This window comes from Chryseobacterium amylolyticum (assembly GCF_051011775.1).
In the GTDB taxonomy this organism is placed as follows: Bacteria; Bacteroidota; Bacteroidia; order Flavobacteriales; family Weeksellaceae; genus Chryseobacterium.
The window spans coordinates 188,978-210,923 of the sequence record NZ_JBPCHX010000008.1; the positions used below are offsets into that span (position 1 = coordinate 188,978).

The 21,946-nt window shown below is 37.4% G+C and carries 21 protein-coding genes; 4 read left to right on the forward strand and 17 right to left on the reverse strand.

From position 1 onward, the window contains the following. Positions 1-2 precede the first annotated feature (2 nt). From ACR1PO_RS20730 to ACR1PO_RS20760, 7 genes are all read right to left on the reverse strand, one after another. Positions 3-1,469, reverse strand: a complete 1,467-nt coding sequence (locus ACR1PO_RS20730; protein ID WP_433988029.1) for a DUF5687 family protein — start codon at positions 1,467-1,469, stop codon at positions 3-5. 75 nt (positions 1,470-1,544) lie between these two features. Next, positions 1,545-3,194: a DNA repair protein RecN gene (locus tag ACR1PO_RS20735; protein WP_433988030.1), complete on the reverse strand. Its 1,650-nt coding sequence runs from the start codon at positions 3,192-3,194 to the stop codon at positions 1,545-1,547. Positions 3,195-3,320: 126 nt separating this feature from the next. Continuing rightward, complete coding sequence (porD, locus tag ACR1PO_RS20740; protein WP_332388906.1) at positions 3,321-4,226, reverse strand: type IX secretion system protein PorD; 906 nt, start codon at positions 4,224-4,226, stop codon at positions 3,321-3,323. Positions 4,227-4,262: 36 nt separating this feature from the next. After that, positions 4,263-5,468: a bifunctional phosphopantothenoylcysteine decarboxylase/phosphopantothenate--cysteine ligase CoaBC gene (coaBC, locus tag ACR1PO_RS20745; RefSeq protein WP_433988031.1), complete on the reverse strand. Its 1,206-nt coding sequence runs from the start codon at positions 5,466-5,468 to the stop codon at positions 4,263-4,265. Between the two features lie 123 nt (positions 5,469-5,591). Continuing rightward, positions 5,592-5,915, reverse strand: coding sequence for a DNA-directed RNA polymerase subunit omega (locus ACR1PO_RS20750; RefSeq protein ID WP_332388904.1), 324 nt, complete (start codon positions 5,913-5,915; stop codon positions 5,592-5,594). A gap of 42 nt (positions 5,916-5,957) precedes the next feature. Beyond that, entirely contained in the window at positions 5,958-6,953 is a 996-nt protein-coding gene (locus ACR1PO_RS20755) for an outer membrane protein assembly factor BamD (protein ID WP_002983983.1), read from the reverse strand. A gap of 103 nt (positions 6,954-7,056) precedes the next feature. Continuing rightward, positions 7,057-7,686: a TetR/AcrR family transcriptional regulator gene (locus ACR1PO_RS20760; protein ID WP_002983985.1), complete on the reverse strand. Its 630-nt coding sequence runs from the start codon at positions 7,684-7,686 to the stop codon at positions 7,057-7,059. A 96-nt stretch (positions 7,687-7,782) separates the two neighbouring features. Between ACR1PO_RS20760 and ACR1PO_RS20765 the strand changes: the two genes are divergently transcribed. The 4 genes from ACR1PO_RS20765 (at position 7,783) to ACR1PO_RS20780 (ending at position 10,328) form a co-directional block, all read left to right on the forward strand. After that, positions 7,783-8,409 (forward strand): TatD family hydrolase, encoded by a 627-nt coding sequence (locus tag ACR1PO_RS20765; RefSeq protein WP_433988032.1) that lies wholly within the window; start codon positions 7,783-7,785, stop codon positions 8,407-8,409. Continuing rightward, complete coding sequence (locus ACR1PO_RS20770; RefSeq protein WP_433988033.1) at positions 8,402-9,130, forward strand: tRNA threonylcarbamoyladenosine dehydratase; 729 nt, start codon at positions 8,402-8,404, stop codon at positions 9,128-9,130. Before ACR1PO_RS20765 ends, ACR1PO_RS20770 begins: the two co-directional genes overlap by 8 nt. Then, positions 9,130-9,501 (forward strand): ribonuclease P protein component, encoded by a 372-nt coding sequence (rnpA, locus tag ACR1PO_RS20775; RefSeq protein WP_433988034.1) that lies wholly within the window; start codon positions 9,130-9,132, stop codon positions 9,499-9,501. The genes ACR1PO_RS20770 and rnpA overlap by 1 nt, the downstream gene beginning before the upstream one ends. A gap of 218 nt (positions 9,502-9,719) precedes the next feature. Beyond that, complete coding sequence (locus tag ACR1PO_RS20780) at positions 9,720-10,328, forward strand: DUF4126 domain-containing protein (RefSeq protein WP_332388901.1); 609 nt, start codon at positions 9,720-9,722, stop codon at positions 10,326-10,328. A 37-nt stretch (positions 10,329-10,365) separates the two neighbouring features. Here ACR1PO_RS20780 and ACR1PO_RS20785 read toward each other — a convergent pair whose 3' ends face one another. The 10 genes from ACR1PO_RS20785 to lysA all read right to left on the reverse strand — a co-directional run bounded on the left by ACR1PO_RS20785 (position 10,366) and on the right by lysA (position 21,928). Further along, positions 10,366-12,420 (reverse strand): DUF8458 domain-containing protein, encoded by a 2,055-nt coding sequence (locus ACR1PO_RS20785; protein ID WP_433988035.1) that lies wholly within the window; start codon positions 12,418-12,420, stop codon positions 10,366-10,368. A gap of 1 nt (position 12,421) precedes the next feature. Then, entirely contained in the window at positions 12,422-12,973 is a 552-nt protein-coding gene (locus ACR1PO_RS20790; protein ID WP_002983999.1) for an LptE family protein, read from the reverse strand. Positions 12,974-13,022: 49 nt separating this feature from the next. Continuing rightward, a complete protein-coding gene (locus ACR1PO_RS20795) occupies positions 13,023-14,312 on the reverse strand; it encodes a sigma-54 interaction domain-containing protein (RefSeq protein WP_433988036.1) in 1,290 nt (429 codons plus the stop codon). Positions 14,313-14,348: 36 nt separating this feature from the next. Continuing rightward, the gene (locus ACR1PO_RS20800; protein ID WP_433988037.1) at positions 14,349-15,146 is read right to left on the reverse strand and encodes a tetratricopeptide repeat protein; all 798 of its coding nucleotides are present in this window, start codon (positions 15,144-15,146) and stop codon (positions 14,349-14,351) included. After that, positions 15,118-15,594 carry a hypothetical protein gene (locus ACR1PO_RS20805; protein ID WP_433988038.1) on the reverse strand — a complete coding sequence of 159 codons (477 nt, stop codon included), beginning with the start codon at positions 15,592-15,594 and terminating at the stop codon, positions 15,118-15,120. Before ACR1PO_RS20805 ends, ACR1PO_RS20800 begins: the two co-directional genes overlap by 29 nt. Positions 15,595-15,644: 50 nt before the next feature. Continuing rightward, complete coding sequence (gene miaB, locus ACR1PO_RS20810) at positions 15,645-17,081, reverse strand: tRNA (N6-isopentenyl adenosine(37)-C2)-methylthiotransferase MiaB (protein ID WP_433988039.1); 1,437 nt, start codon at positions 17,079-17,081, stop codon at positions 15,645-15,647. Positions 17,082-17,166: 85 nt separating this feature from the next. Further along, a complete protein-coding gene (locus ACR1PO_RS20815) occupies positions 17,167-17,946 on the reverse strand; it encodes a hypothetical protein (protein ID WP_433988040.1) in 780 nt (259 codons plus the stop codon). 146 nt (positions 17,947-18,092) lie between these two features. Further along, positions 18,093-18,575 carry a hypothetical protein gene (locus tag ACR1PO_RS20820; protein WP_433988041.1) on the reverse strand — a complete coding sequence of 161 codons (483 nt, stop codon included), beginning with the start codon at positions 18,573-18,575 and terminating at the stop codon, positions 18,093-18,095. Between the two features lie 132 nt (positions 18,576-18,707). After that, the gene (locus tag ACR1PO_RS20825; protein WP_332388892.1) at positions 18,708-20,441 is read right to left on the reverse strand and encodes a thiamine pyrophosphate-dependent enzyme; all 1,734 of its coding nucleotides are present in this window, start codon (positions 20,439-20,441) and stop codon (positions 18,708-18,710) included. Between the two features lie 284 nt (positions 20,442-20,725). Beyond that, on the reverse strand, positions 20,726-21,928 hold the full coding sequence (gene lysA / locus ACR1PO_RS20830) for a diaminopimelate decarboxylase (protein ID WP_433988042.1): 1,203 nt from the start codon (positions 21,926-21,928) through the stop codon (positions 20,726-20,728). Positions 21,929-21,946 lie beyond the last annotated feature (18 nt).

Here is a 21,946-nt window from a genome sequence, read left to right on the forward strand (position 1 = left end):
GCTTAACTTTTATTTTTAAATGCATCAAGTGTGCTGTATTTTTCTTTCTTATAATGTTTTACGATGATATCGAAGATCTTTTCTCTCAGGAAAAACCCGATAATTCCAATAACGGCAATACTTATTACTCCTGCGGTAATACCGGAAAAATATTTTGCCACCGCAAATACTCCCATTGGAAGAAGCATTTTTGGAATCAGCAGAAGCATTGCCACAAGATTGAAACTTCCTTTTTGCCCCATTCTTTTTTCTTTTGAATTCAGATCAATCTGGGTTTTGTTGAAGGCGCCAGACCATAAGGTAAACTGGGAGTTCACTCCAATATTGTATAATCCGGCTGCAAAAAAGGTAATGTAAACTTCCCAGCCAAAATACGCATAACAAAGAGCTATAATCACAGAAGCTGCTGTTACAATATTCATCAGCCACCATTTTGCTTTCAGATATTCTTTGTAAGGAACGTTCAGGGTCATCATCAACGGATAATATGAACTGTCAAAAGCCGGTACTCTCTGCCCGAACAGAAACTGGAAGCCTCCTGTTACAAAAAGCCCCATAAACATCATCATTGCCGGAGTTTTATACAGTGAGGAGGTAAACATCAGTAATCCGTAGAATAAGAACATAAAGCTGCCCAGCAAAATGCCTTTGGTCACCTTATTACGTCTCAGCATTTTTATATCATTATTGATAAATGTACCGGTAACTCCATACTTGTTTAGGAACGCTATATTTTCTGTTTTTCCAACGGTTTTCTTCGCTTCAAGTCCCTGATCAAGATAAAATTCGTTACGAAGGTAGCGGAAGCATATCCACCACAATATTACGAACAAAGCAATAGGAATCAGGGCAAAGTAAGGTTTTTCATAAAAGCTGAAGAAAACAGACTCAGAATAAGACAAAACCGGAATCATATTGTAATATCCCAACGCTCCTATTGTCAGGAAGCATATACCAATGATCACTGCCAGGGTCTCCTTACCGTTGAAGAAAATATTGATGAAATTATTCAGATAGAGTAATGAAATCACCCCTATAAGCCAGAGTACGATCCCGGGAATACTATATCCGTTGAATACAGCAATGAGTGAAAATGTAATGAAGAACAAAGAGCTCAACCAGCTGAATGCTGAAAGAAAAGTTTTAGCCAGCATATAATTGACCAATGTATTCTTCCTGATATTCAGGGTGAGAAACGGCTTGATATTCTGTGTAGGAATTTCCTGCCAGAGGTATTTGAGGGCAAGATCAATGATCCAGCCAACAATCAGAAATTTCGAAACCACTTTTAAAGGATTCTGGTGCATTTCCTCCTGCACGTAGAAAAAAGCAATAAAAGCTCCTCCTACCAGACAGCCCATGAAATAAAGTATTCCGATAAACCGGAGTATTTTCATGGTTAAATTGATCCCTAAAGATGTACCACGGAAAAAGCTTTTGATTTCAAGCCTAAGGAACTTTAGAAACATATGTTAGTTTTTTTACATTAGTAAATATAATGTAAAATATGTTACAAATTTTTCAGTAAAAGTATGATTTTGCCACTATCCGATAAGCTCTTTCGCCTGGGCTAAAGCAGCTTCCGTAATTTTACTTCCGGAAAGAAGCTGGGCAATTTCATTCAGCTTTTCTTCGCTGTTCAAAGGAATAATTGTAGATTGTGTTCTGCCGGAAATATCCTGTTTCACCACTTTATAATTGTCATTACCTTTAGCGGCAACCTGTGCAAGGTGAGAAATAACAATGAGCTGCATGTCTTCAGACATTTCACGCATAAGGTTTCCGATTTCTTCTGCTACTTTTCCTGACACTCCGGTGTCAATTTCGTCAAGAATCAAAGTGGGAAGCTCGTCGCTTTCTGCAATAATTTTTTTTACAGCAAGCATCACTCTTGATCTTTCTCCTCCTGAAATAGCTGTCTGGATCGGCTTTAAAGGAAAACCGGAATTGGCCTGGAACAACAGCTGGATATTTTCCTTTCCAAACTGATTGAATTCATCAGCATCCTGCAGTTCAATATCAACTTTTGCTTTTTCAAGCCCTAATTTTTTCAGAAGACTTTCCGCTTTTTTAATAAAAACAGAAATATTCTTATGTCTGTTCTTTGAAAGTTTGGAAGCAAGACTTAGAAGTGTTTTTTCTTTTTGAGAAATATTTTCTTCTGTTTCTTCAATCTGTGATTCCAGTTCTGAAGCTCCTTTCTGATCTCCTGCAAGCTGGTTTCGGATTTCTATCAGCTCATTCAGATCCGAAACATTATGTTTAAGGAACAGGGTATTGATTTTATTATTCAGATCGGTAAGGTATACGAGATTTTCCGGATTAATCTCTACTCTTTCCGCTTGATGTTCAAGTTCAGAAATAATGTCTTTAAGTTCAACAAAAGAGGTTTCCAGCCTTTCATCCAATTCTGCGAAACCGGCAGAAACTTCGGAAATTTTTGAAAGCTTATTGGTTGCCTCATTAAAGAAGGACAGAATTCCTATTTCCTCCTGATGAAACCTGGATAAGATCTGCCCAAGATTTTCAGAGATCATCCCTGCATTTTCCTGGACGGAAAGCTGGTTCCGGATATCTTCATAATCCACGTCATCAAGCTTCAGCTCTTCCAATTCGTTCAGTAAAAATTCTTTGTAATCACTTTCTTTATTGGTTTCAGAAAGTTGCGTTTTCAGTTTTTTCAGCTGCAGTTTAAGATTTTGAAAATCAGAAAATTCCTGCTGATATTCTTCAATGATCTTTTTATTTTCAGATAATCCGTCGATAATTTTAAACTGATATTCAGAGGTGAAAAGATTGGAAGTTTCAAACTGGGAATGGATATCGATCAGTTGAGAAGAAAGCTCTTTAAGAATATCCAATGTTACCGGCACATCATTAATGAATGCACGTGACTTCCCTGAAGGAAGAATCTCTCTTCGGATAATGGTCTGAAGCTCGTAATCCAGATCGTTTTCTATAAAGAATTTCTTAAACTGGTTATTGAGTGAAAATTCAGTTTCCACCACACTTTTTTCTTCAGTTTTAGCGATAGATTTTACATCTGCCCTCTCTCCTAAAATAAGCCGGAGAGCACCTAAAATAATAGATTTTCCAGCTCCTGTTTCTCCGGTAATAACCTGTAAACCATTTTTCAATGATACTTCAAGGGTATCAATCAGGGCAAAGTTTTTAATGTAAATTCTCGAAAGCATTGATAATCCGGGTTATAATCCAATTTCAGTTTGAAATGTAAAAATAAGTTTTTTTTTAATGAATTGAGAAAATGTTTTTTCACTCCGCTCACCAATAATGTTGAGTATTTAACTTATCCGGAATTTCTAGACTTTCCACTTATTCCATTTATTGTCTATATTTTTTGGCGAAAGGATGATCATTGTTTGTTTTAGATCATTGAGAATCAAGCCTCCGTTATTTCCGGAATTGAAAATATTGAAGATTTCATCACTTTTGGTATCCATGAACAGGTTAAAGAAAAATGCCTGCTGAAAACTGTTCTCATACATTTTCAATTGCATCAGGGCATCAAAAATCACTTTTTTTCCAGGCGTCTGGTCCTGATTGAAAAGATTATCCAGTCCTGCTCTGTGGTAGGTATAAATGGTAGAACGTAACTGACTCCAGTTAGGGTTCATGATTTCGTTAATCAAAATAGAACGGCTTCTGGGCTCGTTGATGGTATTCCATCCCTCATAGTTTCTGTTTTGGGAATTCTGGGCAATCTGTTGTGCTTTTGCATACCATTGCGATCCTCCCATAGACTGAAAGCTGTCTGCATCCATCCCCAGAATCACATAAATATAGAAACTGATTACATCTGTAAGGTTTTTTCCTGAAAATTGTCTTTCATTAAAAATAAGGCTCTCATTCTCAATATATTCAAAAGCAAATCTCTGATCCTGAAGATTCAGCAGGGGAGATTCATAGGTAGTATTATAAACAGGCCTTACTGCCTGGATAACAATAGATCCCTTGAACTTGTTAACATCCCTTTCCGAAATAACAATGGAAAAACCACATTTTATTTTTTCAAAATTCTGAAGTTTTTTGCCTGTCCAGCTGGTATTATTGATAAAGTCTCTGAGACTTTTCTCCAATGCCTTATACGCCTGCTGGTTACTTCCTCCCAACTGCTGGGAGTTTACCTGCACCGTTGCCAGCAGCTCCTGGGAAAAACTTTGGGTGTATAGAAAAAACAGAAAAAATAAACTTATAATTTTTTTCATTGTCTATTAAAAATTGAGAACGGAAATTTATTAAAATTATTTTAAAAGTTGAGACTCAACAAAATCGAGAATATCTTTTGCCACATCATCTTTGGATTTCAGGTTGAATTCCTTCTTTTCTGTTTTGGTAAATATCCTGATTTTATTGGTGTCATTTTTAAACCCGGCTCCTTCGTCACGCAAAGAGTTCAGAACAATCATATCCAGATTTTTCTTTTCTAACTTCCCTTTTGCGTTTTCCTCTTCATTTTGGGTTTCAAGCGCAAATCCTACCAGAAACTGATGGGTTTTCTTTTCTCCCATCGTTTTAAGGATATCCGGATTCTTAATCAGTTCTATGGTAAGGTTTTCATCATTCTTTTTGATTTTTTCCTTAGCCACCTCTTTGGGGGCATAGTCTGCTACGGCAGCACTTGCAATTCCGATATCTATCCTGTCGTAAAATTCAAAAACTTTTGCCAGCATTTCTTTTGCAGAAGTCACTTTATGAAGCTCAACATTCGGGTCGTTAATAGTTTGAGAACTTGGACCGGAAATCAGAATAACTTTTGCTCCTCTTTTTGAAGCTTCCCCTGCAAGAGAAAACCCCATTTTTCCAGAGGAATGGTTCCCGATGAATCTTACCGGATCGATAGCTTCGTAGGTAGGTCCGGCTGTAATTAAAACTGTTTTCCCCTCCAGGCTTCCGGAATGGTTTTCTGAAGTAAAATAATGTTCAACAGTATTAAAGATCGTAGCCGGCTCAGCCATTCTTCCCTGACCGATCAGTCCGCTTGCCAGCTCTCCGTTCTCTGCAGGTATAATGATATGCCCGAAGCTTTCTGCCAGCGACAGATTATTTTTAGTGGAAGGATGCGCATACATATCAAGATCCATGGCAGGAGCAATGAACACCGGGCATTTTGCAGACATATAAGTTGCAATAACCAGATTATCACACATCCCGTTGACCATTTTGGCTAAGGTATTGGCTGTACAGGGAGCTACAATCATGATATCTGCCCATAAAGCCATTTCCACATGGCTGTTCCATGTTCCGTTATCTCCATAAAAATCTGAATACACCGGCTTTCTGGATAATGTAGACAGGCTTAATTTTGTTACAAAATTTTCTGCATCAGGAGTCATTATTGTCTGTACTTCGGCACCATTCTTCACAAAATCCCTGATCAGGAAGTGAATTTTATAAGCCGCAATTCCTCCGGAAACAGCGATAAGTATTTTTTTACCGGAAACACTCATTTAGTTCTAATTTTTTGAAATACTAAAGTACTTATTTTTTCCCACACAATGAGGCTTTAAAACAACAAAGGTCATAAAAGAAGTGAATTCCTTTATGACCTTGATTTATTAAAACACAGACGATTACTTTCTCTCTTCTGTTTTTCTGAAATAGACTTCATCGTTTAACCATTCTTCAATAGCAATTGAAGTAGGCTTTGGAAGCTTTTCGTAATGTTTAGAGATCTCAATTTGTTCTCTGTTTTCGAAAACCTCTTCTAATGTAGAATTGTGAACAGCAAATTCATCCAGTTTATTGTGAAGTTCCGTACGGATCTCCGCATTAATCTGCTCTGCTCTCTTTCCCATGATAACAATAGCTTCATAGATTGAACCTACTTTATCTTCAATCTTATCTTTATCGTAAGTAATTGTATTTACTTCTGCTTTTGTATCTTTTACACTCATTTTGAGAAAATTATTTTTATTTTAAGATGGCAAATTTACGAATTATCTTTGAATTTTGAAAGTCGCTGCCGGAGGAGGGGTCTTAAGTGCTGCACTGTCCCTCTGTAACTGCATTGCTTTCTTTTCATTGCTGATCTGATCTTTAATCTGCTGCTCGGTTTTATCTTTATCTGCCAGTTTTTCAGCTTCTTTTTTCTGTCTTGCTGTTAAGGCTGCCATTCTCGCTTCAGTCTGTTTTTTAACAACAGCAAAGTTCTGTTTTTCCTTTTCCAGTTTTCCTCTCAGATCTACAGCAGTTTTAGAATATTCCGTATCCGGAAGTTCTTTTTCTACCAGTTTTGTATAGGTTAAAGCACTCTCAATACGTTCTTCTTTAAGATTATACACGGATTTCATTGCCAGCTCGTAACGGGACTTCATGATATAATCATAAATTTTTGAACGAAGTTTTGTACTTGGAAAATCTTCCAGAACATTATCAAATGCTACATTTGCTGCTTTATATTCACCCATTTTGTAGTATTGTCTTGCATTTTCATAAGCCTTAAATTCCAGCTTATAAGACAATTCATCAATTAACTGGCTGATGTTCTTAGATCTTTCAGAGTTAGGATAATTGTTCAGAAAGTCCTGAAGCTCATTGATTGCCAATTCTGTACTTGACTGATCCAGGTTGTAATCCATAGATCCTTCATAATAGCATAATGCAGACATATATGCTGCCTCTTCTGCTCTCGGGTCTTTGGGAAAACTTACTGCGAAATTTTTAAACTGATGTCCTGCCAGCTTATAACTTTTGTCATAATAGTTGGCGTACGCTGTATTGAAACCTACGTTAGGGAAATCATCTGTTCCCGCCACAAGATTAGCAAGTCTGTCATAAAGAGCCAATGCATTTTTCCACTTTTTCTTGGCGAAGTTTTCATTAGCAGCTTTTAAGATAAAATCTTTATCAGCACTCCTCATTGCTCTTTCCTGCTGGCTTACACAAGACGTAACCACCGCTACAGCAAAAAGACCTAAAATATATTTTTTCATATAAAAAATTCAACAGTTTTCGGATTATACAGCCGATTTACTAATTTGCAAAAATATAACTTTTTTGTCAATAGATTTTTTTTTATGAATATTTAACGTAATTTTAGTCTGCAGCGTATCCCAAAATTGCAAAAACACTTAATAAAAGATTCATTCTCACCTTTTTCTCAGCTTCTTTTGCATAGGTTTCTTCATTTTTACTGGGAACATACAGTTCGTAAAAGTTTTTATTCCTGATCACAAATAAAGTAGAGCCTATGATCATCGTAAGAATATCCTCAGGCTTGGGAGTAAATGTAAAAACACCTGACGCAACTCCTTTTTTAATGACATCATCCAGCTTTTTTACAAACAGCTGATAGAAATCAAGCAGCTCATCCTTCAGGTTTTCTGTATGACGGAGCTCCTGGGTCACAAACCCATGGAAATAATTATACTTGAAAAGCTGGGCAACGATATACTTAATCATCTCGCGAAGCTGCATTTCCGGTTTGCCGTCTTTGATGGTATCTGCAAATTCTGAAAAGTTCTCTCTGGTCTTCAAAACCCTGTACTGATAGAGATAGGACATCATTTTCTCTTTAGAACCGAAGTAATAAGAGATCATGGCGACGTTGATATTTGCTTTAGAACAAATATCTCTTACAGAAGTTCCCTCGTATCCTTTTTTTGCAATCAGCTCTTCTGCAATATCCAGTATGTGAATCTGTTTTTCTGTAAATTTTTTTTTCATGAAGTGTACTTTGAGTAAAGTTAAGAAATTTTTAACACATTTATAAACGATCGTTTAATAATTTTAGATTAAATCTGAAATTACTTATTTTTGAATATGGATTTTTTTGATTTTCATCATCATAAGAAATATATCAGAAACGGAATTTATAACCTGGAGATCGGCCAGATGCCACCTGATTTTCCTTATTCTATCGGAATTCACCCGCAGGATATTGACGTTAACAATATAGAGGAGCAGTTTTCCCGGATGAAAAGCACGATATTCCAAAACTGTTTTGCCATTGGTGAATGTGGTTTGGATTCTTTGGTTTCTGTGGACCAGAAAATCCAGGAGGAAGTTTTTTTAAGACAGATAAAGATCGCCAATGAAGTAAAAAAACCTCTGATTATTCATTGTGTAAGAAAATTTTATGAGGTCATTTCATTTAAAAAGAGGACGGAACAGCCTATGATCATCCATGGTTTTAATAAAAAGCGTCAAATTGCGGAAGATCTTCTTTCCAATAATTTTTACCTGAGTTTTGGAAAAGCTGTTTTGTATAATTTATCTTTGCAGGATATTTTGAAAAACACTCCATCAGACAAGATCTTTTTAGAAACTGACAATGAAGATTTTAACATCGAAGAATTGTACCATAAGGTTTCGGAAATAAAAGGAATTTCTTTGGAACAACTCAATGAACAAATTTTAGAAAATTTACACACAATAAAAAATGGATAAATACTGGCTGGAAAGAACTGAACTTTTGATAAAGGAAGATGGATTGGATAAACTGACCAAAGCCAATGTACTTGTTGTAGGCTTAGGCGGGGTAGGTTCTTTTGCCGCAGAATTTCTGGCAAGAGCCGGTGTAGGGAATATGACCATTGTGGATGGTGATACGGTAGATATTACAAACATCAACAGACAGCTTCCTGCACTACACTCTACAGTTGGAAAGCATAAAGTAGAAGTGGTAGCTGAAAGGCTTCTTGACATCAACCCGGAGCTTCATTTAACCAAAATCAACGAATTCCTGAATCCGGAAAGGATGGATGAAGTGCTTGATTCCGGAAAGTTCGATTATGTCCTTGACTGTATCGACAGCGTAACGCCGAAAATCTGTTTGATAAAAGCTGCAAGAAGAAGAAAAATCAAGATTGTAAGCTCAATGGGCGCAGGAGGGAAAACCGACCCAAGCATGGTAATGGTAAGGGACATCAGTAAAACCCACAACTGTTTCCTTGCAAAACAGGTGAGAAAAAGGCTGAAGAAAGAAAAAATCAATAAAGGGTTCAGATGTGTATTCTCCAATGAAATCCAGAAAGAGGAAAGCCTTAAGATGACTGACGGGAGTAATTTCAAAAAGTCATTCTACGGTACTATCAGTTTTATTCCTGCCATTTTCGGGTTGTATGCTGCAGCTGAAGTAATTAATCATTTAGTGAAGAAAAAAGATTAATGCAGAATTCCAAATATCCCAGAGCGGAAAAGCTCAAAAAAAATACGGAGATCAGTTTGCTTTTTGAGAAAGGCAAATGGAGAACCAGCGGAAATCTGAGAATTATCATTCTGAAAGACAAGCCCGGTCTTCCTGTATCATCAGGAAAATTTGGTGTTTCTGTATCTAAAAGATATTTTAAACGGGCTGTTCACAGGAACCGTATCAAGAGATTGCTGAGAGAATGCTACAGGCTGAATAAAGAACTGTTTAAACAATCTTTCGGAAAGAAAACAATGGCTATGCTGTTTTGGGTTTCTTCTGAGATGCCCCCAAAATTCCAGGATGTGGAGGCTCAGTTTATCAAACTTTGTGAAGCGCAGAAAAAATAATCTGTTTTCAATGATCTGATATTAATAAAATTCTGCTGAAGTTTATTTTTCCACGGATGACACGGGTAAATACAGATGATTGCACCTATGCTTTGTTTTTTTATTCAAGAACAGTAAAGTTCACATCACACATCACTGGGCCCCGGCTTAAAAATTAGCAGCACTTAATATCATATAGTTTTTGTAATTTAGGGAAAACAATAAATCTGAAAATTAACATGTTAGACAATGTTCCCTATTTTTCTTATATCATCAGTGCATTTATCGGCATTGGACTCGCTGCAGCTACGGGCTTCCGGGTGTTTCTCCCTATGTTTATTGTAAGTATTTCCTCTTATTTCAACTGGATCCCTATGAATGAGCATTTTGAATGGCTTGCGGGCCTGCCAACGCTTATTACCACCGGAATAGCCACCATTGTTGAGATTCTGGCTTATTATATCCCTTTTATTGATCATTTGCTGGACACCGTATCTATTCCTATGGCAACGGTTGCCGGCTCTATATTATTTGCCAGCCAGTTTACTGAGCTCGGAACCTTTCCGCAATGGGCATTGGCTTTAATAGCCGGTGGAGGTACAGCAGCTACCATCAGTTCCGGGTTTGCAGGAATACGGGCCGCCTCTACAGCCACTACCGGAGGATTGGGGAATTCTGTGGTAGGAACAACAGAAACTGCAGGTGCAGGTCTTATGTCTGTTCTCGCAATGGCCGCTCCTGTTATTGCTGCAATCTTCGCCGTAATTACATTAATTCTTGTTATTGTATTTGGACGGAAGGCCTGGAAAAAGCTGAAAGGAAGTAAAAACGATTCCCAGAGTTTATAAAAATAAAAGGTACTGTTCTGATCAGTACCTTTTATTTTTAATTTTTACTTCTGAAATCCTTAATATCCTGAATTCTGGATTCAAAATATTCTTTTTTCTCAGGAGTCTTTTTGATTAATATTTCAAACGCCTTTATTGCTTTTGTATATAATTTCTGTTCAAAATAAAGATTAGCCAGTGTTTCTGTCATCAGATGCGAGATATCGTCATTCTTTTCTTTTACTACATATGTACTTTCTTCTTTTAACTGACTGATTCTCGGATTATTTTCAATAAAGGTTTCAATAGCCTTTTCTTTAATTACCGACTTTTCCTTTTCGATTTCCTGCTTTCTGTCTATCTTCAGCCAGCTTTGCCATGTATTGATAAAACCGGGAACATTGCTGTCTATTGGTGACTGAGTCGTATTCTTCATAGTTACCTCCTGTACTTTTTCCACAGGCTCTTCTTTCTTTTCCTCCTGCTTGTCTTCAACTTTAAGTGTAGAAATATCGGTTCCGAAGAATGAAACATTCATTACAGGAACATCTTCTTTTAAGGTTTCTGTTTCAGTTTTTTCTTCTTCAACGGCTTCAGTTGATACAGATTCTTCCTGAGTTTCTGCTGACTGCGGAACTTCTTCCTGAGCAGCTGTCTTAACATCTTCAACGGCCTCAGCATGCTGTGCCTCTTCTATAACAGCTTTGCGTTCCACAACAGGAGTTACTTCTTCTGCCGGAGCTTTTATTTCTGGAACTGATACTTTTTCAGATTTATTGATTAAAGAATCCGGCAAATTAGATTCTACACTCATTGGTTTCCATGCTGACTGAACTTCAGGTACTTTTTCTCCTTTTTCTTCTGCAGCTTCAACGACAACATTTTCATCTACAGGCAATTGGTTTTCAATAATTTCTTCCTGTACCGGCTCTTCTTTGATTTGCTCAGGTTTTTCTTCGCTTGTTGACCAAAAATGAAAACTCTGGGTCTCAGCAAAGCTAATTTCATGATCTTCAACGGATTCAGGCTCTGTTTTTTCTTCTTGCGAAACAGACTTAGTCTCCTTCATCTTTTTTTCAACCTCTTCGATCAGACGTCTCATTTCCTCTTCATGTTTATTAACATTCGGCTGGGAAATTTCAACGGTCTCAATAGTTTCCTCATTATTTGCCTGGATTTTAACGTCCGGCATAAATGAATCGGTACCATGGAAGCTTACTTCAGCATCAGATATATCTGCGGAATGCGTTTCTTCATTACTATTTCCTTCTTTTGAAATCTGATCTTCATCAATAATGATTTCCGGTGTAAAGCTTTCTCCTGCATGTTCTGCTTTTTGCTGAGCAGGTTTTTCTGCTATTTTATTTTCAATGTCTTCTTCAGGCAATAAAGGTACTACTCCATGGAAGCTTGTATTTTCGTTTTCTTCAATTTTTTCTTCTTCTTTCTCTGAAGATATCTGATTTTCATGAATGATCGTTTCCGGAGTAAAGTTTTCTCCTGCCTTTTCCTCTGTTTCAGCCTGTATTTCTTCTTTTGATTTCTGAACAGGTTGTTCTGCTGGCTCAGCCTTTTGCGTCACCAGAGTTCCTGATTCCAGAGTGGATTCAATATCTATTGTTTCAGAATTCTGTTCATTCAGGAAATTTTCTTCTCCTTCAAATAAAATCCTGTTTCGCTCACCATTTACATAAATATGCTTAACCTCATGTGCAATGGGTAAAACACCTGCTTTTTCCTTCTCTTCTGCCAGTTTCTCTGCCGCAACTTCTTCTTCTCTTTTAATAGGAAAAGACTTCGTTTTCGGGGCCAGTTGTGCAGGCTTTTCAACTGTTTTAGATGGTTTCTTTTCTTCAGCAATTTCAGCTTTTGGTTCCTGCCTGATCTTTCCGTTGATCAGCTGATACAGAATTTTTTTATCTGTAGTATAGGCCGCTGTTGTAGAAAGCTCTTTCTGATAGTTCTCTTTTTCGTACAGGTGCACTCCATACAGATGGAGCGCCCTGATATTCTGGATATAAGGAAAAGTGTGAATCTCTTCTTTCAAAAGACCAAGGTCTTCCAACTGAATATTTTTCGGATTTTTTATTAATTCTAAAACTCTCGGATTCATCTTACCAATTCGCTACAATGTCGTTAAATATCTTATTAATAATTCTATCTGTCACCAGCTTTACCTGCTGGTCTTCGATCTGGCTTAGAGATACATCACTGTTGAATGCAGCTTCATCAGAATACGTTCTGTCAAAACTCGCATCCGGATGAATTTTATTTTCATAATGTACCTTTACTGTAATCGTAAGTTTATTCTGTGCCTGCTGAACTACTCCGCCCGAAGGATTTGTCTGGGTATTGGAGCTGATTGTGGTAGGGGTAATGGAATAGTCCGTAATTTCACCTTCAATCAGGATATCAGGATTTTCTTTTGTTCCCTTTAAAGTTGTTCTCTGAAGGAATCTGTTTTGTATTGCCGTAGAAAACTGCTGTGATAATGCAGGGTTTACAAGAGGTGCATTATTGGGAAATTCATTGATCTGAACTGTTTTCTCGTCTGTAAGAGATGATCCCGTAAAACTGTAGCATGAATTTAAAACTCCCAGCAATGCAAAAAGCATTACCGTTAGCAGCGACTGTTTCAGGCTGATATTTTTAATCCTGATATTCATTTTTGTGGTATTTCCTGTTATTTAAAATCTTAAATCTTCATTTTTGATTTTAATCTTCCAGATTATATTGTTTTATTTTTCTGTATAAAGTTCTTTGTGAAATTCCCAATTCATCTGCCGCTCTGTTCCTGCGTCCCTTATGCTTCTCCAATGCTTTGATAATCAAATCTTTTTCATTATTCTGAAGAGAAAGAGATTCCGGTCTGTTTTCTTCAATTTCAATATCTTCAACATCTTCGTAACTGTCTTCAGGATTTGAAATAATTGTAGGAGTCTGAACTGCCGGTGTATCATTATTGTTCTCAAAATATAATAACGATCCGGAATTCATCTGCGACTGACTTTCAGGGGTATAAATCCTGTTAATAAGGTTTTTCTCATGATTACTCAGATCTGCAGTTCCTCTGTTCTTGATCAGTTCCGAAGTTAAGGATTTTAAATCATTAATATCATTCCTCATATCAAACAGAATTTTATACATAATTTCCCTTTCGCTTCCGAAATCATTCTGCTTTGAGGTGCTCTGGTTATTTACCACCATTGGAAGATGTGTTTCCATTGGAATATATTCAGCAAGCTTCTCTGCAGTGATATTCCGGTTTCTTTCCACAACGGTCATCTGTTCCACTAAATTTCTTAGCTGACGGATATTTCCCGGGAAAGAATAGCTTTCTATGTAATGAACTGCACTCGGCTCCAATTCAAGCTCAGGCATTCTGTATTTCTCAGCAAAATCTATTGCAAATTTTCTGAATAACAAATGAATATCCCCTTTTCTTTCTCTTAAAGGCGGCATATCAATCTGAACAGTATTCAGACGGTAATACAAATCTTCACGGAATCTTCCGTCGTGGATGGCCTTCATCATATTAACGTTGGTGGCTGCCACAATTCTTACATTGGTTTTCTGAACCTGTGAAGAACCTACTTTCATAAATTCACCGCTTTCCAGCACTCTTAAAAGACGAACCTGGGTCTGCAGAGGAAGTTCCCCTACCTCATCCAGAAAGATGGTTCCGCCATCTGCCACTTCAAAATAACCTTTTCTTGTAGCTGTAGCTCCTGTAAAGGCTCCTTTTTCGTGTCCGAAAAGCTCAGAATCTATGGTTCCTTCCGGAATTGCCCCGCAGTTTACGACGATATAAGGCTGATGCTTTCTTCTGGATTCTGAATGAATGATTTTCGGAATAAACTCTTTTCCCACTCCACTTTCTCCGATCACCAGTACAGAAATGTCTGTAGGTGCAACCTGGATAGATTTTTCCAGGGCACGGTTGAGTGCAGGAAAGTTTCCGATAATTCCGAAACGGTTTTTTATGTTTTGTAGCTCGTTGCTCATAAGTAAATTTTTGATTATTGATTTAATGTTAATCTTCTACAGCGCTTCAATCTGTTGTCTGTAGACTTTGTTAAAGTGATGAGTGTAGACATCTTTCATGGTCTTTCCTTCATCATACGTTTGTAAGGCTAACTTTTTTAAATCCAAATAATCTTTATTTCTGATCTTAGAAACTTTACTTTTAAAGTATATATTCTCAGCAAAGTCGTATTCTTTGCTTTGTTTTTCAAAATTTTCCAGGGCTCTGTCATATCTTCCCAGCTCGAAATCGGTAACTCCCAGCTGATAATGATCAAACATTCCTTTCACATAACCTCTGGTAGCCAGAAGCCTTTCTATAATCCCTGCGGCTTTTTCTTTCTCCCCTAGCGCACTATAAGACATGGCTCTTACCACATCCAGATTATAATCGCCATTCTGGGATCTTCCAGGGTCCCCCGGGTAATATTTTTTTAATTGTTCTAAATCCTGAACAGCTCCTTTATAGTCTCTTAAAAACTGAAACTTTGTCCAGCCTCTGTAACCAAGGTACGTTTTGGGATCTAAGGCAACTGCTTTATCAATCAGAATCTTCCAGGTTACGAAATCCCCGTTTTTAAGATATGGAACTGCCTTTTCCATATAAGCATGGGAGAAATCAGGGTAAAGTTCAATAGCTTTATCAAAGCCTTCCTGGGATTCTGCGAAACCTTGTAAATCTGAAGCCCAGTTGTATAACCCGCACGCTTTTTTGCAGTTCTCACCCTCTACTGCATTACAGTTGACCTGTGCAATAGTATTGGTGTAAACTATAAGTAGCAAAAAGCTAAGGTAATACCTCTGAAACTTTTCCATTTTCAATTTTATAGGTTAAATACTGATAATAATCTACTTTTAAACCTTGTATCTCTTTCGGCATCCAGCCACCGAGTGATTTTGTAAACTGCAGCAATTTTTTTTCCAATTCTTCATCCGGCACAGAATCTTTCAGATCCGGACTCATATGCCGTAATCTGAACAGGCCTGTCTTTCCTTCACAATTTACTAAAAATCTTACGGTAATATAACCGTTGATGTTTTTTTCTGAATATATATTTTCTTTTTTAAGTTTTTCAGTGATTGCGATCTTTTCTCCTCTGTAGCTAAATTGCTTTGCACCCTGATAGTGCTGAAAGCTGACGCGTCCCCATTTTTCTGAACCGCACTTTTTAAAGTCAGGATCATCCTGTCTTTTATCAAACTCAATATCACCTACGGTATCAGGATACTTTTTCAGTTTGTTTTCTGTCTGGCAGGAAGCCATAACAAAGCAAACAGGGCAAAAAGATAAACCGCTTTAATCAAAACTTACATTTATTCCGCTGTTCTCCCTAAAAGTGTGCCCTGCGTATTGTCATACACAAAAACGTTCACAATGTCACCTATTTTCTGTCCTTCAAGCTTATCAAAGACACATACGGCATTCTGAGAGTTTCTTCCCTTCCATTGGTTTTTATTCTTCTTTGAGATACCTTCTATCAGAATCTGATGTACTCTTCCCACATAGGATTTCATTCTCTGTTTGGAGAGCTCACCCTGAAGAGCAATTACCTCTGCAAGGCGTCTCTGCTTTACATCAGCAGGAATATTGTCTTCCATTTTTTTATGTGCAGGGGTTCCCGGTCTTTCTGAGTAAGCAAACATATAACCGTAGTCATATTCCACTTCTCTCATCAGGCTTAGGGTATCCTGGTGATCTTCTTCTGTTTCGTTACAGAATCCCACAATCATATCCTGTGAAAATGCTACTTCCGGAACAATTTCTTTTGCTTTTCTGATCAGATCAAGGTATTCTTCACGGGTATGCTGTCTGTTCATCGCTGCCAGCATATTATTGCTTCCGCTTTGTACGGGAAGGTGTACATATTTGCAGATGTTGTCATGTTTTGCCATCATTCTGAACACCTCAAGACTCATATCCTGTGGATTTGAAGTAGAGAACCTGATTCTCAGTTCAGGAACAGCTTTAGCTACGAGATCAAGCAACTGGGCAAAATTAACAGCTGTTGCTTTCTGCATTTCAGATGCCTTGGCAAAATCTTTTTTAGGACCGCCACCATACCAAAGGTAAGAGTCTACGTTTTGTCCTAAAAGGGTAATTTCTTTGTATCCGTTATTGGCAAGATCTTTACACTCTTCAATAATAGAGTGCGGATCACGGCTTCTTTCTCTTCCTCTGGTAAAAGGAACCACGCAGAATGTACACATATTGTCACAGCCTCTTGTAATGGTAACAAAAGCAGTCACTCCGTTCCCTCCTAAACGAACGGGATTGATATCTGCATAGGTTTCTTCTTTGGAAAGAATTACATTGATGGCATCTCTGCCGTCATCCGTTTCTTTTAAAAGATTAGGCAAGTCCCGGTAAGCATCCGGGCCAACTACAAGGTCAACCAGTTGTTCTTCTTCCAGGAATTTAGTTTTCAATCTTTCCGCCATACATCCCAAAACTCCTACCGTCATATTCGGTCTCTCTTTTTTGAGATTTTTGAACTGGGAAAGACGCATTCTTACCGTTTGTTCTGCCTTTTCACGGATAGAGCATGTGTTTAATAGAATCAGATCAGCTTCTTCCACTTTCATCGTTGTATTGTATCCCTGTTCGTTAAGAATGGATGCAACAATCTCAGAGTCAGAGAAGTTCATCTGACAACCATAGCTTTCTAAAAACAGCTTTTTAGAATTTTCCGGTCTTTCGGCAATAGCAAAAGCTTCGCCCTGCTTTGTTTCGTCTATATATTTTTCCTGCACGATAATCAATTTAAAGCCCGCAATAGTAAATTACGAACAGATAAGTTTGCAAAGATACAAAATATTGTGACAGAATGTCAGGAGATTATCTGTATCTGTTGTTATGAAAATTTTGATCCATTATTTTATTCTGATCTTCCAACTCTATCTGAAGATCAAATTGTTGAAAAATTGGTTGACTAATTTTAGCTCTAATTGGAATATTATTAAATGTAGCAGGATTCCATTTTCCTTTTATTTTAGATAGACTATTGATGATATCTTTCTTTTCATAGTCAAAAAAATCACCTTCAATTTTGAAATCCTCCATTTCACCATTCTCATTGACAACAAATGTCAACAAAGCTCTTTTGTCCTCATTTTTCTTTATGTAGCTTTCAAAAATGGACTTAATCTCAAATCTAAAAGCTTTTATTCCTTTTTTAAAAGTTGGGTTTTTCTTTTCGTTTTTACTTGGATCATCTTTGGAATTAACTAAATAAAAAGGATTTATTTCAATTTTGGTAATTGCTCCAGTAAATTTCTCGTTCACTTTTGCCGGCATCCATCTTTTGAGATGAGGAATAATTTTACGACTGAAATCAAATGCACATTTATTTTTTTGAATATCTACAGTATCAAAATCTTTAACATAGTTGATAGTTGAATTTGCATAGACAAGAATCTGTACATTATACCGTTCTTCACTTTTTTCACAAGGCAACAGCTTTTGTTCTTTAACAACCTTTACCATTTCCTTAGTTAATTGATTTAGCCCACCCGCATAAAAATCTTGGCCATAAGGATATTTATCCAAGACTACATTTTGAGCAAAAATTAATTTTATTGTAAAGAAAGTGATAAGCAGCAAAAATTTCTTAATCATGATCATAGGCATTGTTAATAGAACTGATTTTCATTTATTGTTTTTAGAATCACTGAAACTCCTTTTTGATATTGGATTTTCATTTGATTTTTATTTTATCTCTTTAATAAATATCTCCTTAAATTGTGAAAAGAAAACCTTCACATCTAATTGATATCCAAAGACATTGAAGAAAAATTCATTTTAACTTTAATCTGTGAAGCCACAGGCTGCCCGTTACAGGAAGCCGGAGACCAGTTTTTTTTGATTCGCCTTACTACATACTGCATGTCGTCAAAGAAAACTTCGCTGTTGGCCACTTTAGGCATTCCCTTCACATCCACTACTTTTCCTTTATCATCAAGCACCAGAGTAAACGTAAAATCACCTGTAAGGGCATAGAAGTCAGAATTCAGATATGCATACATATATTTGTTCAGGATATCTTTATAGGCTGCAACGCCTCCTTCATAAGCTGCCGGTTTAAAATCAGTACATTTCACGGCAACCTGCATAAAAGGTTCTTTGATATCTATTTTTAAAAGATTTTTATTGCTTTCCCGGATAAAAGAGTCATCACGTTCTTCCTGATCCTGTGCAAAAGAAAAATTCACCGCACATAAGGCCAAAAATAAAAGTATCGTTCTCATAATTTACTAATAATAAACAAAGGTAAATATTTAGCCCTGTTATAAAAAAGAAAAACTTCATACAATGTATGAAGTTCTGTAATATGAATATCCTGAGTTCAGAATGTATTTTGAAATAAATACCCTTAGACCTTACAGCAGACCTTTAATATGCTTGTAATTGGTTTTTACCGTCTCAAAAACCTCATCCATTTTACCTCCCAGCATCAGCTGTGCCATAGATTTGGTCATTCCCATAATTTGGTCAAATTCAATCTTCGGAGGAAGGGCCAGCGCATTAGGATTCGTAAAAATATTCAGAAGATAGGGTCCGTTGTAATCCAGGCATTCTTTGATAGCGCTTTCTACATCTTCCGGCAGATGAACGTTTTTACCCGGATACCCCATTGCATGAGCCACCATCGCAAAGTCAGGATTAATCATATCTGTTTCATTATCGGGCATACCGCCAACTTCCATTTCCAGCTTTACCATTCCCAGAGCTCTGTTGTTGAAAACAATCAGTTTTACGGGTAATTTATATTGAAAAATTGTTGCCATATCACCTAATAACATGGATAATCCGCCATCACCACACATTGCAATAACCTGCTTTTCAGGATGAGCCAAAGCCGCCCCGATAGCCATTGGCATCGCATTGGCCATTGAGCCATGATTAAATGATCCCAGCATTTTCCTTTCACCGGTTCCTGTAATGAATCTTGCCCCCCAAACACAGCACATCCCTGTATCTACTGTAAAAACAGCATCATGCTTAGCCAGTTTATCTAAAGTATAGGCAACGTATTCCGGCTGGATTGCATTTTCTTTTCCCGAATCTTTTACATACTCCAGCTGGCTTTCTTTTACTTTTTCGTAAAATGCAAGCTGTTCATTCAGAAAATGGTCATCTGTTTTTTCTTCCAGCAGAGGAAGCAATGCTTTAATTGTTTCTTTGACATCGCCGGTAAGTCCCAATTCCAGCTTTGCTCTTCTTCCTAATCTTTCGGGGCTTTCATCGATCTGTACTATTTTATTTTTTACAGGCATGAATTTCTGATACGGGAAATCTGTACCCAGAAGAATCACCAGGTCAGCTTCATGCATGGCATGATAGGCAGAAGGAAAGCCCAGCAGCCCTGTAAGCCCCACTTCATTGGGATTATTCGGCTGAATAGCCATTTTCCCACGGAATGAATATCCTACAGGTGCTTTTAAATGCTTTGATAATGCAATGACTTCCTCACTTGCTTCAGCAGCACCGATTCCGCAATATAAAGTCACTTTTTTACTATTGTTTATAAGCGATGACAAGCTTTTTAACTCTCCGTCCGAAGGCCTTATTACAGGATTGGTTTTAAAGATCTGCGCTGAAGTAGTTCCTTCTTCTGCTTCCAGTTCCGATACGTCTCCCGGAAGGCCTATCACAGCAACTCCCTTTTTGGAAATGGCATGCTGAATAGCCGTCTGAACGGTTCTCTGTACCTGTTCCGGCCTTGTAATCATTTGATTATAATAGCTGCAGTCATCAAACAGCTTTATTGTATTGGTTTCCTGAAAGTAATCCATTCCCATTTCATCACTGGGAATTGTAGAAGCAATAACCAGCATCGGAACATGAGAGCGGTGAGCCTCATAAACCCCATTGATCAGATGAACGTGTCCCGGTCCGCAGCTTCCTGCACATACAGCCAGGCCATCCAGCTCAGCTTCTGCAGCTGCCGCATAAGCACCTACCTCTTCGTGGCGTACATGAATCCATTGGATACTGCTTTTTTTAACAGCAATATTCAGATGGTTGAGGCTGTCGCCGGTTACTGCATAAATTCTTTTCACATTGGCATTTTCGAGCATTTCAACAATCTGCTCTGCTATGTTTTTGGCCATAATTACTCTGTTTTGGTGGTTGTTCTTTTATGAAAAATAAGAATTGTAATGGGTATAAGCCCCTACTTCTATCAAATTTAGCTAATAAAGTTGGAACTATCACCCCGTTTCAATGTTAAAACTTTGTAATTTGTGGTGGAAGCTTATTGTTTATTTTTATTTTCACTCAAACCCTATAGGTTTTAAAAACCTATAAGGTTTAGAATATCAACAAATCATACACAGGCTCAATTAAAACAAAACAGCCACCCAAAATGGCGGCTGTCATATATTATATTTGAGAATTACATCACTATTTCGATCTGATTTCTCAGCAGGTCTTCAAACTCATCTCTTTTACGGATAAGATGAGCTTTTCCGTCCAGGAATAAAACTTCAGCAGGTTTTAATCTTGAATTGAAGTTGGAACTCATTTCAAAGCCGTAGGCTCCTGCATTATGGAAGGCAAGAATATCTCCTTCTCTTACCTCATTCAGTTTTCTGTCCCAGGCGAATGTATCTGTTTCGCAGATATTTCCTACTACTGTATAAATTCTTTCTGCTCCTTTTGGATTGGATAAATTCTCTATCAAATGGTAAGAATCGTAGAACATCGGACGGATAAGATGATTGAATCCTGAATTTACGCCTACAAATACGGTAGCGGTCGTCTGCTTGATTACATTAGCTTTCACCAGTAAATATCCGCTTTTTCCCACCAGGAATTTCCCTGGCTCAAACCATAATTCAAATTTTTTACCGGTAGATTTTGAAAACTCAGAAATTACTTTTTCTACTTTTTTGCCTAATGTTTTCACATCCGTTTCTTCCTCACTGTCCTGATAAGGAATTTTAAAACCACTTCCCATATCCAGGTATTTCAGGTTCGGGAAATGCTCAGAAAGCTCCAGCATAATATCCAGAGCCTGCAGGAATACATCCGGATCTTTAATTTCACTTCCTGTATGCATGTGAAGTCCTTCCACATTAAGATTCGTGCTTTTCATCACTCTTTCGATATGACGAACCTGATGAATGGAAATACCGAACTTACTGTCGATATGCCCTGTTGAAATTTTATAGTTACCCCCGGCAAAAATATGCGGGTTTATTCTTACCAGAATAGGATATGTATTACCATACTTATTCCCAAACTGCTCAAGAATAGAAATGTTATCAATGTTGATATGAACTCCAAAAGTCATTGCTTCTTCTATTTCAGCCAGGTCAACACAATTGGGAGTAAACAATATTTTTTCTTTCGGAAAACCTGCTTTTAACCCAAGTTTAACTTCGTTAATAGATACACAATCCAAAGATGCTCCCAGGTTCTTGACGTACTTAAGGATATTGATATTTGTCAAAGCCTTCGCTGCGTAGAAGAACTTAGTATGTTTTAAAAATGAAGAGGTAAGTTTTTCGTATTGAATTTTGATGGACTCAGCATCATAAACATACACCGGGGTGCCAAACTCATGGGCAATCTTTAATAATTCTTTTGAATTCATAATTTCATTTTAACATAA